This is a genomic window from Rhizobium sp. ZK1, assembly GCF_047782645.1.
Classification (GTDB): Bacteria; Pseudomonadota; Alphaproteobacteria; order Rhizobiales; family Rhizobiaceae; genus Rhizobium.
The window spans coordinates 1,645,605-1,660,521 of sequence record NZ_CP180586.1 but is presented as its reverse complement, the minus strand read 5'-3'; the positions used below and the strand labels follow the sequence as shown (position 1 = coordinate 1,660,521).

The following is a 14,917-nucleotide window of genomic DNA, read 5'->3' as shown; positions in this document are numbered from 1 at the left end:
GTCCCTGTATTGAATGAGGCGCGAAGGAATCGCGTTCAGTGCTGGGGCGTGCTCGTGATCATTGAGGCATTTCTTCGTTGGGTCGAAACGGCCAAGACGGCTGACAGGGCAGCTGCTGCAAGTGCCCTCGGACGTGTCTATCTGAGATCCGAAATGTCGGTCGAACGGCGCGACGCTGCTGAAAAGGCGATGACCTATCTGCTCGACGATCCGTCGCCGCGTGTGCGGCTTGCGCTCGCCGAAGCGATCGCCTGGGCGCCCCATGCGCCGCGCAACATCATTCTTTCGCTCGCTGAGGACCAGCCGGAAATCGCCTGCCACGCGGTGACCTGCTCGCCGCTGTTGACGGATGCAGATCTCGTCGATCTCGCAGCACGCGGCAGCGGCACAACGCGGATGCTGATTGCCGCACGTGCCCATGTGACCCGCCCGGTTTCCGCAGCGCTCGCCGAGGTCGGCGACGAGGACGAAGTTCTCTGCCTCCTGGAAAATGACGGCGCCTCGATTTCCGCCCAATCCCTGAAGCGGATTGCCGAACGGCTCGGTGATATCAGCGACATCAGGAACCTGCTACTCGATCGCAGCGACCTGCCGGCCGATGCCCGCCAGCTTCTGACCCAGCATGTCAGCAATGCGCTGGTCGGCCTGCCGCTTGCGCAGGCAGCAATCGGCCTGCAGAGGCTGCAGCGCATCAGCCGCGAGGCGACGGAAGCGGCAATCGTTTCCATCGCCGGCGATATCGCGCCGACCGAAGTTCCTGACCTCGTCGAGCATCTTCGCCTGAACGAGCGGCTGACGCCGTCTTTCCTCATGTATGCGCTCTGCTGCGGCAAGGTGGAATTCTTCTGCTGTGCCATCGTCAACCTGTCTGATTGCAGCGACCGGCGTGTGCGGGCAATCCTCGCCACCGGCCGCATGCATGCCGTGCGTGCACTTTATGAATCCGCGGGCCTGCCGCGCGATATCAGCATCATCTTCGTCGAAGCGACTTTCTTGTGGCGTGAGGCTTCGCGCAAGACGTCGGCATCGTTGCTCAGCAGCATCTGCGGACGCCTGCTTCAAAAGTTCCACAATCGGATCGGGCAGCATGACGCCGTCGGCGAGTTGCTCGACATGGTGGAGAAGCTGCATGTGGCCGAACAGCGCCGCTCGGCTCGTGTCTATGCGTCGCTCGCGGCGGCTTAATCGGCAAACCGCGCCGCCGCCCAGGAATAACTCGCGGAGACGAAATGCAACGGCTTTGCCAGGGTGTGTTTCACATCCTGGCCCGAGGGCAGGCTGGCGCGAACGCGCCCGGCAACATTATCCACAAAACCGCCAAGACCATCTCGCTGTTCGACCACCTCAGGTGTCACTGGTGGAGCAGGCGCCGGCTTGGCCGGTTCGGCAGCAGCAAGCGATTTCGGCGCCTCGCAGACGGCAATGACCGTCGGATAGCTCGCATTGGCATAATTTTTCAGCCGCTGTTCAGCCTCGGCATCGCAGGCGACGACGGTTTCCCAGTGCTTGTCGACCGTAGCCACGTAATTGCATTGGCTGACCGAATCGTCGCAACCGAGGATCGTCATGGCGATGAGGACGGCTTGCATATTTTGCCTCCATGGCTATTGAGCGTGTCACAATCTTCGACAACACAATTCCAACGGAATGAAGGCAGCGATATTAACTCCCCGTCATCCGGGAAAATTCGCGCCGTTGGTCGCAATAGGAAAGAAAATGCCCGTCACCATCGCTCTGGAACCGCCGCGTCAGGATGACGTGATCCGTCTTCTGGAACTCTCCGACGCCTATGCCCAGTCGCTTTATCCGCCCGAGAGCAACCACCTCGTCGATATTTCAACACTGGAAAAGCCGTCGGTGAGCTTCCTCGTGGCGCGCAATGGCGGCGAGATCGTGGGCTGCTGCGCACTGGTCGAGGCGGGCGACGGCACGGCCGAGATCAAGCGCATGTTCGTCGATCCCGAGGCGAGGGGCCTGAAGGTCGCGAGCCAACTGATGGACAGGCTTGAAGAACTCGGCAGGGACAAGGGGCTCGCGGCGATCCGTCTGGAGACAGGCATCTACCAGCCGGAGGCGATCGGCCTTTACAGGAAATATGGATTCCTCGAAATCGAGCCATTCGGCTCCTACCTGCCGGACCCACTCAGCCTTTTCATGGAAAAACGACTGGCCTGATTTAGGCAAAGCGTCTCGCGGGACTTAGCCCTCGGCAACACGCTGCACCGGCGGTGCCTGTTCATCGAGGATGATCTGTGGACTCGTATCGGCGCTACGGACTTCGTGTATCCACTCCCGCCAGATCGCGACCAGCAGCGCCATCAGCACCGGGCCGATGAACAGGCCGAGGAAGCCCATCGTCTTCACGCCACCGACAAGGCCGAAAAAGGTCGGCAGGAAGGGCAGCTTGATCGGTCCGCCGACGAGTTTCGGACGCAGCGTCTTGTCGACGATGAAGAGTTCGACCGTGCCCCAGACGAAGAGGCCGATGCCGGCGACATGCGAGCCGCTGGCCAGCAGATAGACGGATACCAGCGTGAAGGAGAGCGGCGCTCCGCCGGGGACCAGCGCCATGACACCAGTCAGCACACCGAGAGTGACAGGCGATGGGACGCCGGCGATCCAATAGGCCACGCCGAGTACGATGCCTTCGCCGATCGCGATCAGCGTCATGCCCATGACGGTCGAGCTGATGGTGGCGGGCACGACGCGGGAAATGCGCTCCCAGCGGTTCGGCAGGATACGCTCGCCGAGCATGTCGATCTGCTTGGAGAAGGAGAAGCCGTCGCGATAGACGAAAAACAGCGCGATCAGCATGAAGAGCAGCGTCAGCAACAAATGGAAGGCGCCGCCGCCGGCCGCCAGGACCGCGCGATAGATATTGCCGATATTGGCGCCGCTGACGGCCTGGATGAGCTCACCCATGGCACCGGGGCTGCCGATATATTTCGTCCAGAGTTCGTCGAGATAGGGGCCGGCGAGCGGCAGGGCGACGATCCATTGCGGCGTTTCCGCGCCAAAGCGGTTGGCGTGGATTGCCCATGCGACCCATGTACGCACTTCACCGGTCGTATAGGTGACCGCAAGGCCGATCGGAATGACGAGGAACGTGACGATGAGGACGATCGCGATCGTCGCGGCGATCGTCGTATTGCCGCCGACGCGGGCAACCAGTTTGCGGTAAAGCGGCCAGCTCGCAAAGCCGATGACGAGGGCTGCGAGCACCGGCACCACGAAGCCGTAGAAGAAATAAACGCCGGCTGCGGCAACGAGTACGAGCAGCCAGCGCGCAGCCGAAATGGAGGGTATCAGCGGCGTACGTATCGTCGCCGACGGCCCCAGCCATCGCGGCTCCGTATTGGTTTTCTGACGATCAAACACACCCACGCGCGCCTCTTTTTATTGTTGTCCTAGTTTATGGGCCATGAACCGGGCGGTTTCAAGGTCCGCCCGGATAAAGCGTATACAAAGCGTGGTTATTTGGTCGCTGAGTCCCTCAGCTATTATTGCGGGCGGCGGTTGATCTTAAAGGCGTAGAACTGCGTCTTCTGGCCGGTCGAGAAGTTATTGTCCGAACCGAGGATCAGGACATCGGTGCCATCCTTCGCCTTGCCGATTGCCATGGCCTCGATATTGTCGGGCGTCAGGCCGGTGGCACGCAAGTCGAGCACCTGGTTCTTGCGCACTGGTACGACGCGCTGGTCATTCTTGGCGAGCGAAGCGATGCCGGAAACATCGGTTGCGCCATCGAGATCCATCATGAAGAGCTTGACGTTGTTGCCGAAGCCCTGCGCGTAGCTGCGCTCGACAGCGAGCAGGCGGTGATCATCAAGGGCGACCATTTCCGACATGCCGTTATCATTGCCGCCATCAGGTTTGGTGGCAGCCTGCGGGATCGGTGAAACGCTGTAGACGTACTGAGCCTTTGGTTCGCCGGTTGCGCCATCGTAGCGGATGATGCGCGACAGGCTGCCGGTTGTCAGACTGGGGTTCGGACCGTCCTGATTGAGGGCTGCTTCGACGCCGACGAATACATCACCGGACGGAGACACAGCCAGATCCTCGAAAGCGAGATTGTCGCGAATACCGGTCGATTTGTCGGCGGTCGGGGCAAAACCGTCCGGTAGCTTGAACTCGCGAACGAAGGCGCCGTCCGGCGAGGTGACGCGGACGAAGGGTGCGATCAGCACCTTGGCATCGCCCTCGCTGCCCCAGTAAATCCCGTCCTTGCCGAAGCGGATGGATTCCGGATCGACGGTGCGGATCGCGAAGGGCTGGCCGTTCTTGTCCTGGAAAGTGGTGTGCTTAACGATGGTGACGCTCTTCAGGCCGCTCGCGCTGACATCGATATCGAGATCATAGAAGCGAGCCGGGGCCTTTTCGGAACGATCGTCGCTGATGGCGATATAACGGCCGGTGGCGGCATCGAAATCGAGGCCGGAAATGCCGCCGAATTCAACGCCGTTTTCCATCTGACCGGTCGGGATGACGAATTCGCCGAGATAGGACAGCGAAATGGCTGCCGCGCAGTCGCCGAAGGGGCACGCGGTCTCGACGGTCGCGCCGATATCAGTGGCATAAACGGAGGCGGTGCTGGACAGGAGAACGAAAGCGGCAGTCGCAAGAAAACGCTTGGTCATGGCAAATATCCGGCAAAGGGTTGAGACAAAACGGCCGGCGCTGCAGTGCCCTCGCGGGAGGACAGAGCGCCGGCCGTTCTATTGCGCCGGTAATTTGACGGAAGCGTAACGGTTCTTCGTCAGTTCGATGAATTCGCTGCGGCTTAAATATCCAGGTCTTCGGCGAAAGCCGCACGCTCCTGAATGAAGCGGAAGCGGGCTTCGGCCTTGGTTCCCATCAGGTCGTCGACGGCATTGCGCGTTCCCTCGAAATCCACCTCGTCGATCAGCACCCGCAGCAGCGTGCGCTTGGACGGATCCATGGTGGTTTCCTTGAGCTGGGCGGGCAGCATTTCGCCAAGCCCCTTGAAGCGGCTGATCTCGATCTTGGCCTTGCCTTTGAACTCCGTCTCCATCAGCTCGGCGCGGTGATCGTCGTCGCGGGCATAGGCGGATTTTGCCCCTTGGGTGATCTTGTAGAGCGGCGGCACGGCGAGGAAGAGGTGGCCGCCCCGGACCAGCTCCGGCATTTCCTGATAGAAGAAGGTGATGAGCAGCGAGGCAATGTGTGCACCGTCCACGTCGGCATCGGTCATGACGATGACGCGTTCGTAGCGCAGATCCTCTTCGCGGTATTTCGAGCGTGTGCCGCAGCCGAGCGCCTGGACGAGATCGGAGATCTGCTGGTTGGCGCCGAGCTTTTCGCGGCCGGCGCTGGCGACGTTGAGGATCTTGCCGCGCAGCGGCAGGATCGCCTGATTGGCGCGATTGCGCGCCTGCTTGGCGGAGCCACCTGCCGAGTCACCCTCGACCAGGAAGAGTTCGGCTCCTTCGGCGGTGTTCTGCGAGCAGTCGGCGAGCTTGCCCGGCAGGCGCAGCTTGCGAACCGCGGTCTTCCGGTTGACTTCCTTCTCTTTGCGGCGACGCAGGCGCTCTTCGGCGCGCTCGATCACCCAGTCGAGAAGCTTCTCGGCCTCGTTCGGATTGTCGGCGAGATAGTGGTCGAAAGGATCGCGCAGCGCGTTTTCGACGAGTCGCTGGGCTTCGACGGTCGCCAGGCGATCCTTGGTCTGGCCGACGAATTCCGGCTCGCGGACGAAAATCGACAGCATGCCGACGGCCGAGATCATCACGTCATCGGTGGTGATCTGTGCGGCGCGCTTGTTCTGCGTCAGCTCGGCATAACTTTTCAGGCCCTTGGTCAGCGCAATGCGCAGACCGGCCTCATGCGTGCCACCCTCAGGCGTCGGGATGGTGTTGCAATAGGAGTGGACCTGCGGATCGCCGCCATACCAGGTGATCGCCCATTCCAGCGAACCATGGCCGCTTGCCTTCTCAGTCTTGCCGGCGAAGATTTCGCGGGTGACGGTGAACTCCTTGCCCATCGTCGCCTGCAGATAATCCTTCAGGCCGCCGGGGAAGTGGAAGACGGCCTTGTCGGGCACGTCGGAACCTTCAGGCAAAACGCCCGGATCGCAGCTCCAGCGGATTTCGACGCCGCCGAAGAGATACGCCTTGGAGCGGGCCATACGGAAAACACGCGCTGCATCGAACTTCGCGTGATCCCCGAAAATCTGCGGGTCGGGGTGGAAGCGAACCTTGGTGCCGCGGCGGTTATGCACATCGCCGAGCTCCTCGAGCCCGCCCTGCGGCAGGCCGCGCGAGAAGCGCTGACGATAGAGCTTGCGGTTACGAGCAACCTCGACTTCGAGAACGTCTGACAGAGCGTTGACGACGGACACGCCGACGCCGTGCAGACCGCCGGAGGTTTCATAGGCCTTGCCGTCGAATTTACCGCCGGCATGCAGCTTGGTCATGATGACCTCAAGTGTCGACTTGCCGGGAACCTGCGGATGGTTCTCGACGGGAATACCGCGACCGTTGTCGGTAACGGTGAGATAGCCCTCAACATCGAGGTGGACGTCGATGAAATCGGCATGGCCGGCCACCGCTTCGTCCATCGAGTTGTCGATGACTTCGGCAAAGAGATGGTGCAGCGCCTTCTCGTCGGTGCCGCCGATATACATGCCCGGGCGCATGCGCACTGGTTCCAGGCCTTCCAGAACGCGGATCGAGGATGCGCCGTAATCGTCGCCGTTCGACGTTGCCGGGGCAGGGCGGGTGGCGGCGGGTGCCGCAGCCGCAGCGGGCTTTGCAGCCGGCGCGGCAGACTTTGCAGCCTCCTCCTGCTTCTGCGAGTCCTGCTTTGACGACAGGGGCATTCCGGAAAAAAGGTCGTTGCTGTCTTCCATGGAACCGTTCAGATCTTAATTCTCGTGACGGGCCGCCGCTGGCCCACAATAGTCGCGTTCGGCATCGCGTTTGCGAATCAGGGGAATTCTGACAGAAAGCGCCCCGATACGCGACGCGCCCCGGATTTGCGGAGCTTTTCAAGATGTGATTTGCGTTGCCGGGCGTCGAATGGCAAGTCGCGGCAGCTCTTTGGGAACCATCTGCATGCCGATGTCCACAAGTCATTACACTACAATCACCGCAATTGCGGCCTTTTTCCTGTCCGCCGCCGTCGGGACCGCCGCAGCCGATGCCCTGCCACCCTACAAGGACGACCTGTTTTCGAAGCAGACCGTGCTTCAGACAGGCGATGATGGCGCGTTCGAGGTGATCGAATACGATGAGATGCGCGATATCAACGGGCGTGACCAGATCCCTGAAAAGCGCGTGCAGCAGAAATATGTCTCGCTCGGGGTGAAGAAGCTGCAGGCGGATGAAACGCTGTCGCTCGACGGCATCAGGCTGGATGTCACCAGAGTGGGACAAGCACAGAATGCCGCTTTCACGGTCATCTTCATCCACGGCCGCGATGGCGACCGGCGGCTCGGTGCCAACGACTATTCCTTCGGCGGCAATTTCAACCGGCTGAAGAACCTCGCTGCCGGCAATGGCGGCGTCTATTATTCGCCGACCGTACGGACGTTCGACGCCAATGGGGTGACGGCGATCGCCGGCCTGATCCGCTATGCGAACGCACAGTCTCCAGGCCGACCAATCATCCTGAGCTGCGCCTCGATGGGCAGCCAGATCTGCTGGGGGATCGCGCGCGATGCCGAAAGTGTCAAACGGCTGAAGGGAATGCTGATCATGAGCGGCGTCTCGGACCCGGATTTTGCAAAGAGCCCTTTCTACAAGGCGAAGCTGCCGCTCTGGTTTGCCCATGGCAGCCTTGATCCCGTCTATGCTGCGGCCGACCAGCAGGCGCTGTTCGAAAAGCTCGACAAGGCAAAATACCCGACGCATTTCACATTGTTTGAGAGCGGCAATCACGGCACGCCGATCCGCATGATCGACTGGCGCAGGGTGCTGAACTGGATACTGGCGTCCTGAAAAGGCGGATTTCACCCTACGGAAGACTGATATCGCCCCAACGTCACCCGCAGCGCTTTCCTTTGCTGCGGGCTTTTGCTAAGGCCGCCGAATAGGCGGATTTTGGGAGGAGCAACATGACACCTGACGTACGCCCGCTCGTGGCGGGGAACTGGAAGATGAACGGCACGCGTGCCTCATTGGACCAGATCAAGGCGATTGCTCAAGGCGTCAGTACTCCCCTTTCGGAGAAAGTCGAAGCCCTGATCTGCCCGCCGGCAACGCTGCTCTACGTGGCGACGGCGCTCGCCACCGACAGCCCGCTTGCGATCGGCGCACAGGATTGCCACCAGACGCAGAGCGGCGCCCATACTGGCGATGTATCTGCGGAAATGATTGCGGATTGCTACGGCACTTATGTGATCGTCGGCCATTCGGAACGACGCATCAACCATGCCGAAACCGATCATCTGGTGCGGGCCAAGGCCCAGGCTGCCTATCAGGCCGATATCACCGCGATCATCTGTGTCGGTGAAACCGCCGATGAGCGCGACGCCTACCAGACGCTCGATATCCTCAAGCGCCAGCTTTCGGGATCGCTGCCGGACGAGGCGACGGCCGAAAATACCGTCATCGCCTATGAGCCGGTCTGGGCGATCGGTACCGGGCTGACGCCGACCGCACAGGATGTGGAAATCGTCCATGCCTTCATCCGTGACGAACTCGTCTTGCGGTTCGGCAAAGAGGGCAGGGGCATGCGCATCCTCTATGGCGGTTCGGTCAAGCCCTCGAATGCCAGCGAACTGCTCGCCGTCGACAATGTGGACGGCGCGCTTATCGGCGGCGCGAGCTTGAAAGCCACTGATTTCCTCGCCATCTACGGCGCATATGAAACGCTGCTTGCCTGAGGCGATTGCATATTCCTGGCCGAAGGGCTTGGAATAGCTGATGACCTCATGTAAAGAGCCGCCAGATTTTTACTTTATGTCCGTCCTCAGACGGGCAGGACTGGACCCATGCAGACAGTATTGATTGTCATCCATCTCATGATCGTGCTCGCGCTCGTCGGCGTCGTGCTCATCCAGCGCTCCGAAGGCGGCGGTCTCGGCATTGGCGGCGGATCGGGCTTCATGTCGGCCCGCGGCACGGCCAATGCGCTGACACGCACGACGGCGATCCTGGCGACGCTGTTTTTCCTCACCTCGCTCGGCCTCGGAATCCTGACCCGTTACGAAGGCCGACCGACCGACATTCTCAACCGCATTCCGGCAACGAGCGGCCAGGGCAACGGCATTCTCGATTCGCTCGGCGGCAATGCCCCGGCTCCGGCTCAGCCTGCCGATAACAGCGGCATTCCGAACAGCGGCGCTGCCGCTCCGGCACCGGCACCGGCAGTTCCTGCAGCGCAAGCACCCGCAAATCCGGCTCCGGATGCAAGCGCCCCTGCGACGACCGCTCCGGCAGCTCCGACGACGACGGCTCCGGCCCAGCCTGAGACTCCGGCCGCTACCGCGCCGGCACAGCCTTCCGGCGTCCCCACGGGACAATAAGCCGGTCCTGAAAATAAACCGCCGGCAGGCCCTCGGGTCTGCCGGTTTTCTTTTGTTCAGATTCCTGCGCCACGCACCAAAAGTTCCGGAAAAGAATTTTTGGGCTGGTGGAATCGTTTTTGAAAAGGTATCCGGTGACTCCCATGGCGCGATACGTATTCATCACTGGCGGCGTGGTTTCTTCTCTCGGAAAAGGAATTGCGGCCGCGGCTCTCGGAGCGTTGTTGCAGGCCCGTGGTTATCGGGTGCGGCTTCGCAAACTCGACCCCTACCTGAACGTGGATCCGGGCACTATGAGCCCGACCCAGCACGGCGAAGTCTTCGTCACTGACGACGGCGCGGAAACCGACCTCGATCTCGGCCACTATGAACGTTTCACGGGACGTTCGGCGACCAAGACCGACAACATCACCACCGGCCGCATCTACAAGAACATCATCGACAAGGAACGCCGCGGCGACTATCTCGGCGCGACCGTTCAGGTCATTCCCCACGTCACCAACGAGATCAAGGATTTCGTCATCGAGGGCAATGACGACTATGATTTCGTCATCTGCGAAATCGGCGGCACGGTCGGCGATATCGAGGCGATGCCCTTCATGGAAGCGATCCGCCAGCTCGGCAACGATCTGCCGCGCGGCACCGCTGTTTACGTCCACCTGACGCTGATGCCGTACATTCCTGCAGCGGGCGAACTGAAGACCAAACCGACGCAGCATTCGGTCAAGGAACTGCAGGCGCTCGGCATCCATCCCGACATCCTTCTGGTGCGCGCCGACCGGGAAATCCCGGAAGCCGAACGCCGCAAGCTGTCGCTGTTCTGCAACGTGCGTCCGTCCGCCGTCATCCAGGCGCTCGACGTCGCCAATATCTACGACGTGCCGATGGCCTATCACAAGGAAGGCCTCGACGACGAAGTGCTCGCCGCCTTCGGCATCGAGCCGGCTCCGAAGCCGCGTCTCGACCAGTGGGAAGAAGTCTGCAACCGTATCCGCACGCCGGAAGGCGAGGTCACGATTGCGATCGTCGGCAAGTATACCGGTCTCAAGGATGCCTATAAGTCTCTGATCGAAGCGCTGCATCACGGAGGGATCGCCAACCGCGTCAAGGTCAAGCTCGAGTGGATCGAGTCGGAAGTCTTCGAAAAGGAAGATCCGGCGCCGTATCTCGAGAAAGTCCACGGTATTCTGGTACCGGGCGGCTTCGGCGAGCGCGGTTCGGAAGGCAAGATCCATGCGGCGCGTTTTGCCCGCGAGCGCAAGGTGCCGTATTTCGGCATCTGCTTCGGCATGCAGATGGCCGTTATCGAAGCTGCCCGCAATCTCGCCGATGTTCCAAACGCCTCATCGACCGAATTCGGCCCGACGCCGGAACCGGTCGTCGGCCTGATGACCGAATGGGTGAAGGGCAACGAGTTGCAGAAGCGCACCGCGGCCGGCGATCTCGGCGGCACGATGCGTCTCGGCGCCTACAAGGCGGCGCTGAAAAAGGGTACGAAGATTTCGGATATCTACGGCTCGACCGACATTTCCGAGCGTCATCGCCACCGCTACGAAGTCAATATCGACTACAAGGATCGACTGGAGAATTGCGGCCTAGTCTTCTCGGGCATGTCGCCGGATGGCGTGTTGCCGGAGACGATCGAATATCCTGATCATCCCTGGTTCATTGGCGTTCAGTACCACCCGGAACTGAAGTCCCGCCCGCTTGACCCGCATCCGCTTTTTGCAAGCTTCATCGAAGCGGCGACCGAGCAGAGCCGATTGGTCTAAAATTCCGCCGCTCCCTCCAAGGCGAGGGAGCGGCCTTTTCTTGATGTCACGCCGCTTCCGGCAGAGGTCCGACATAGACCGAGCGCGGGCGGATGAGACGGCCTTCCAGCGCCTGTTCGCGGGCATGGGCGATCCAGCCGACGGTGCGGCCGATGGCGAAGACGCCCGTGAAGGCTTCGCGGGGGAAGCCGAGGCTTTCCAAGAGCAGCGCGGTATAGAATTCCACATTCACATCCAGCGGCCTGTCCGGCTTGCGTTCCTTCAGGATCGCGAGGGCTGCCTGCTCCACGGCTTCGGCAAGCGCAATTCTGACGGCATTGACCTGGCCTGCGGCAACGAGCGGCTTCAGCCCATTTTTTAGAGCATCGGCACGCGGGTCGCGTACGCGATAAACGCGGTGGCCGAAGCCCATCAGCCGCTCGCCGCGATCGAGCGCGGAGCGCAGCCAGGGGCCGGCATTGGCCTCGCTGCCGATCCCATCGAGCATATCGAGCACCGGTCCTGGCGCGCCGCCATGCAGTGGTCCCTTCAGCGCGCTGATCGCCGCCAGCACCGAGGAGGTAAGGCCGGCGCGGGTGGAAGCGATGACGCGCGATGCGAAAGTCGAGGCATTCAGGCCATGATCCGAGATCGTCACGAGATAGGTGTCGAGGGCCGCGGTCTGCTCGGCGCTCGGCACCGCGCCCGAGAGCATGCGCAGGATGTCGGCCGACTGTGGGAGGCCCGCATTGGGCTTTAGCGGCTTTTCGCCTCGCTGCAGGCGCAGAACCGCCGGCAGGAACACGGCGGGTGCGGCAAGCAGACGAAGCGCGGTATCGATATCCTCGCCGTCGGGCAGGCGGGCAACGAGAGCACGCATGGCATCGACCGGCGGCAGCGCCAGTAGGCGAGTATCGACAGTCTCGACTTCCGCGAAAACCTCCCTTCGCGCCTGGCCGAGCCGGCAGCGCAGTTCGCTTGCGTCGAGATGCGGCTCGATCAGGCCGTCCAGCAGCAGGGCGGCGACATCCTCATAGGTGCGGCTTCCTGCCAGATGATCCAGCGATACGCCGCGGATGATCAGCCGACCGGCTTCGCCGTCGACATCCGAGAGCTGTGTTTCAGCGGCGATGACATCTTCCAAACCATTTTTCATAAGTCTTTCTCCTTTACCGGATGAAAGATCGGATCTACTTTAGTTGACGTCAATCTTGATGCAATTGATCAATGTGAGGCTGACATGAGCTGGCTGACAGCGGAGGAAGCGCTGGCCGAACTCGGCACCAAGCCGCAGACGCTTTATGCCAATGTCAGCCGTGGGCGAATCCGCGCCAAGGCCGACCCCACCGATCCACGCCGCAGCCTCTATCGGGAAAGCGATGTCAAACGGCTTGCCGAGCGCCACGCCGGCAGGCGCAAGAGCGAGACGGTCGCCGCCGAAGCGATCCGCTGGGGCGATCCGGTACTGACATCGTCAATCTCGACCATCGCCGCAGGACGATTGCTCTATCGGGGGCAGGATGCGGCAGAGCTTTCAGCCCATGCGACGTTGGAGGAGACGGCGCTGCTACTGTGGAATGCGGAGAGTTTCGCCTGCGTACCGGCCTCTGCCCCTGGGCCGGCATCGCCTTCCATTCAAGCCGCGCTGCTGGCGCTGGCGGGGCGGGTAAGCGCCGATCTACCGTCTCTCGGACGTGCACGCCCGGCCTTGCAGATGGAAGCGTGCAGCGTGCTTTCAACCGTCGCCGATGCGCTAGCGCCGGGATCGGCGGATCATCCGCTGCATCACCGTCTTGCTGCATGCTGGGGCAGGCCGGAGGCTGCCGATTGCCTCAAGCGAGCGCTTGTCATGCTCGCCGATCATGAGCTCAATGCCTCTGCTTTCGCCGTCCGCGTCACGGTTTCGACGGGGGCAGCACTTTCTGCCGCAGTGCTCTCGGGTCTCGCAACGCTAACAGGACCATTGCATGGTTCGGCATGGCGAAGCGTCGATGCCCTTGCCAAGGCAGCATCCGGCGCTGGGGCGGAGCATGCGATCCGCCACCTGCTGCTACGGGGAGGTAAGCCTGTCGCCTTCGGGCACCCGCTTTACCCCGATGGCGATGTGCGGGCGGGCGTGCTGCTCTCCTCTTTCGACGTGCCGCCGGTCTTTCGCGATGTGCAGATGGCCGGCGAAGAAATGGTGGGCGAGAAGGTCAATGTCGATTTCGCGCTTACCGCCATGACAGCAGCCTTCGACCTGCCTGAGGAAGCACCAATCATCATCTTTGCGCTGGCGCGCACGGCCGGCTGGCTGGCGCATGCGACGGAGCAGATCGAAAGCGGCCATCTGATCCGCCCGCGTGCCCGCTATGTAGGGCCTTCGCCGGGCGAACGCTGAGTGTTTCCGAATGGCTTGCGCAGGCTCACGTTTTTGCATAGGGAAACCGACGAATTCAGCTAGTATGGGCGGACCGGCGCAATCGAAGACGCACGGGCGGCTCACGAGGGGCGGATCATGAAAGCCATGTCAGCAATCTCCCGCAGCCTGTTTTCCGCTGTGCTGATCATCTGCCTCCTGCCTGATGGCGCAGCTTATGCCCAGTCTGCCGGCTGTGCGATTTCGCGCGCTTCAAACGGCAACCAGATCTTCCGTTGTCCGGGCGGCGTCAATATCACCGCCGAACGCGGGGCATCCTTCAGACTCACCGATCGCAATCGCGACGGCAGCCCGGATTCCTTGTCGCTGCGCAGCAAGGCTGCCCTTATCGACGTGGACAGCAGCCAGCACCGTGGCGGCTTCCAGGTCGTGACGCCTCAGGCGATCGCGGCCGTCCGCGGTACGCAATGGGCCGTTGATGTCAAAGACGGCACCACCTCCGTGCTGGTTACACGCGGCCGTGTCGGCGTGCGCCGTCCGGCCGGGCCGGCGGTCACACTTGGACCGGGTGAAGGTGTGGATGTCACGCGCGGAACCGCCACGCTCACCGTCCGCACGTGGCCGGCGCCGCGCGTCGCGGCCCTTCTTTCACGCCTCGGTCAATAAGTCGTCTCATGAACCATCGCCTCCAGACCGTGTTCGCGCTGCTGCTCGCCGGTCTGTGGGGCGCGGTACTCGGCTATTTTCATCTGCAGTCGGACTCCGGCCTCATGGAGCGGATGGAGGCCACGCTTGCCGATCTGCGCAGCACGATCGTTGGCGTCCGGCCTCCGCCCGGTCTCGTTTCCATTATCGCAATCGATGACCGTACAGCCGCAGCGCATGGCTATCCGCTCAAGCGGGAGATGCTTGCGCAGCTCGTGACGTCCATCGGAGCATTGAAGCCGAGGGCACTGGCGCTCGATATCCTGCTTGTCGATCCCGGTACGCAGGAGGGCGATGCCGCGCTTGAAACGGCCCTCAAGGCAACGCCGAGCATCATCGCCGGTGCTGCGACCTTTCCGCAAAGTCTCCAGGCGGTGACGAGAAACGCGGAAGATCCGCTTGCCGCGGTCCCCGAAGCGCAGCAGCTTCTGCTGCCGCAGCCACGCTTCGCAGAGGCTGCAACGCTTGGCATCGTCAATGTGGCGACGGACCAGAGCGGCGTGCCGCGATTCGTTCCGCTGTTTTCTCGCGCCGCCGATCGTCTGGATGCGGCCTTTCCACTCCGGGTCGCCTCGATTGCGCTCGGTGCGGAACCATTGATCGAAAAGGATGGCA

Annotated in this window: 14 protein-coding genes; 8 read left to right on the top strand and 6 right to left on the bottom strand. The window is 61.9% G+C overall.

Going from position 1 to position 14,917, the window contains the following annotated elements; translation table 11 throughout:
- Positions 1–54 precede the first annotated feature (54 nt).
- Positions 55–1,185, top strand: coding sequence for a DUF2336 domain-containing protein (locus tag ACK9YZ_RS08525; RefSeq protein WP_416066266.1), 1,131 nt, complete (start codon positions 55–57; stop codon positions 1,183–1,185).
- On the opposite strand, the gene ACK9YZ_RS08520 is transcribed toward ACK9YZ_RS08525, so the two are convergent.
- Positions 1,182–1,589, bottom strand: a complete 408-nt coding sequence (locus ACK9YZ_RS08520; RefSeq protein WP_416066265.1) for a hypothetical protein — start codon at positions 1,587–1,589, stop codon at positions 1,182–1,184. The two genes, ACK9YZ_RS08525 and ACK9YZ_RS08520, sit on opposite strands and share 4 nt — an antisense overlap.
- Positions 1,590–1,716: 127 nt before the next feature.
- On the opposite strand from ACK9YZ_RS08520, the gene ACK9YZ_RS08515 reads away from it, so the two are divergent.
- Positions 1,717–2,175 carry a GNAT family N-acetyltransferase gene (locus ACK9YZ_RS08515; protein ID WP_216758053.1) on the top strand — a complete coding sequence of 153 codons (459 nt, stop codon included), beginning with the start codon at positions 1,717–1,719 and terminating at the stop codon, positions 2,173–2,175.
- Positions 2,176–2,199: 24 nt separating this feature from the next.
- On the opposite strand, the gene ACK9YZ_RS08510 is transcribed toward ACK9YZ_RS08515, so the two are convergent.
- The 3 genes from ACK9YZ_RS08510 to parE form a co-directional block, all read right to left on the bottom strand.
- Entirely contained in the window at positions 2,200–3,384 is a 1,185-nt protein-coding gene (locus tag ACK9YZ_RS08510; protein ID WP_216758051.1) for an AI-2E family transporter, read from the bottom strand.
- 116 nt (positions 3,385–3,500) lie between these two features.
- Entirely contained in the window at positions 3,501–4,637 is a 1,137-nt protein-coding gene (locus ACK9YZ_RS08505; protein WP_416066264.1) for an esterase-like activity of phytase family protein, read from the bottom strand.
- Positions 4,638–4,780: 143 nt separating this feature from the next.
- On the bottom strand, positions 4,781–6,868 hold the full coding sequence (parE, locus tag ACK9YZ_RS08500; RefSeq protein WP_416066263.1) for a DNA topoisomerase IV subunit B: 2,088 nt from the start codon (positions 6,866–6,868) through the stop codon (positions 4,781–4,783).
- Positions 6,869–7,073: 205 nt separating this feature from the next.
- On the opposite strand from parE, the gene ACK9YZ_RS08495 reads away from it, so the two are divergent.
- From ACK9YZ_RS08495 to ACK9YZ_RS08480, 4 genes are all read left to right on the top strand, one after another.
- The gene (locus ACK9YZ_RS08495; protein ID WP_416066262.1) at positions 7,074–7,958 is read left to right on the top strand and encodes an alpha/beta hydrolase; all 885 of its coding nucleotides are present in this window, start codon (positions 7,074–7,076) and stop codon (positions 7,956–7,958) included.
- Between the two features lie 116 nt (positions 7,959–8,074).
- Positions 8,075–8,845 (top strand): triose-phosphate isomerase, encoded by a 771-nt coding sequence (gene tpiA / locus ACK9YZ_RS08490; RefSeq protein ID WP_416066261.1) that lies wholly within the window; start codon positions 8,075–8,077, stop codon positions 8,843–8,845.
- A 108-nt stretch (positions 8,846–8,953) separates the two neighbouring features.
- Complete coding sequence (secG, locus tag ACK9YZ_RS08485) at positions 8,954–9,487, top strand: preprotein translocase subunit SecG (protein WP_416066260.1); 534 nt, start codon at positions 8,954–8,956, stop codon at positions 9,485–9,487.
- Positions 9,488–9,630: 143 nt separating this feature from the next.
- A complete protein-coding gene (locus tag ACK9YZ_RS08480; RefSeq protein ID WP_007816571.1) occupies positions 9,631–11,259 on the top strand; it encodes a CTP synthase in 1,629 nt (542 codons plus the stop codon).
- Positions 11,260–11,305: 46 nt separating this feature from the next.
- Here ACK9YZ_RS08480 and ACK9YZ_RS08475 read toward each other — a convergent pair whose 3' ends face one another.
- Positions 11,306–12,394, bottom strand: coding sequence for a citrate synthase/methylcitrate synthase (locus tag ACK9YZ_RS08475; protein ID WP_416066259.1), 1,089 nt, complete (start codon positions 12,392–12,394; stop codon positions 11,306–11,308).
- Positions 12,395–12,478: 84 nt separating this feature from the next.
- Here ACK9YZ_RS08475 and ACK9YZ_RS08470 point away from each other — a divergent pair, with 84 nt between their 5' ends.
- Together ACK9YZ_RS08470 and ACK9YZ_RS08465 are read left to right on the top strand one after the other, a co-directional pair.
- Entirely contained in the window at positions 12,479–13,618 is a 1,140-nt protein-coding gene (locus ACK9YZ_RS08470; protein ID WP_416066258.1) for a citrate synthase family protein, read from the top strand.
- A 126-nt stretch (positions 13,619–13,744) separates the two neighbouring features.
- Positions 13,745–14,263: a FecR domain-containing protein gene (locus ACK9YZ_RS08465; RefSeq protein WP_416066833.1), complete on the top strand. Its 519-nt coding sequence runs from the start codon at positions 13,745–13,747 to the stop codon at positions 14,261–14,263.
- Here the strand turns inward: ACK9YZ_RS08465 and ACK9YZ_RS08460 are convergent.
- The gene (locus ACK9YZ_RS08460) at positions 14,257–14,664 is read right to left on the bottom strand and encodes a hypothetical protein (RefSeq protein ID WP_253958282.1); all 408 of its coding nucleotides are present in this window, start codon (positions 14,662–14,664) and stop codon (positions 14,257–14,259) included. The genes ACK9YZ_RS08465 and ACK9YZ_RS08460 overlap by 7 nt on opposite strands.
- Between the last annotated feature and the right edge of the window lie 253 nt (positions 14,665–14,917).

What these genes read in the sequence shown, in the direction of transcription:
- ACK9YZ_RS08520 (WP_416066265.1), bottom strand. Translation starts at nt 1,589, where the DNA reads ATGCAAGCCGTCCTCATCGCCATGACGATCCTCGGTTGCGACGATTCG.
- ACK9YZ_RS08515 (WP_216758053.1), top strand. Translation starts at nt 1,717, where the DNA reads ATGCCCGTCACCATCGCTCTGGAACCGCCGCGTCAGGATGACGTGATC.
- ACK9YZ_RS08505 (WP_416066264.1), bottom strand. Translation starts at nt 4,637, where the DNA reads ATGACCAAGCGTTTTCTTGCGACTGCCGCTTTCGTTCTCCTGTCCAGC.
- parE (WP_416066263.1), bottom strand. Translation starts at nt 6,868, where the DNA reads ATGGAAGACAGCAACGACCTTTTTTCCGGAATGCCCCTGTCGTCAAAG.
- ACK9YZ_RS08495 (WP_416066262.1), top strand. Translation starts at nt 7,074, where the DNA reads ATGCCGATGTCCACAAGTCATTACACTACAATCACCGCAATTGCGGCC.
- tpiA (WP_416066261.1), top strand. Translation starts at nt 8,075, where the DNA reads ATGACACCTGACGTACGCCCGCTCGTGGCGGGGAACTGGAAGATGAAC.
- secG (WP_416066260.1), top strand. Translation starts at nt 8,954, where the DNA reads ATGCAGACAGTATTGATTGTCATCCATCTCATGATCGTGCTCGCGCTC.
- ACK9YZ_RS08480 (WP_007816571.1), top strand. Translation starts at nt 9,631, where the DNA reads ATGGCGCGATACGTATTCATCACTGGCGGCGTGGTTTCTTCTCTCGGA.
- ACK9YZ_RS08475 (WP_416066259.1), bottom strand. Translation starts at nt 12,394, where the DNA reads ATGAAAAATGGTTTGGAAGATGTCATCGCCGCTGAAACACAGCTCTCG.
- ACK9YZ_RS08470 (WP_416066258.1), top strand. Translation starts at nt 12,479, where the DNA reads ATGAGCTGGCTGACAGCGGAGGAAGCGCTGGCCGAACTCGGCACCAAG.
- ACK9YZ_RS08465 (WP_416066833.1), top strand. Translation starts at nt 13,745, where the DNA reads ATGTCAGCAATCTCCCGCAGCCTGTTTTCCGCTGTGCTGATCATCTGC.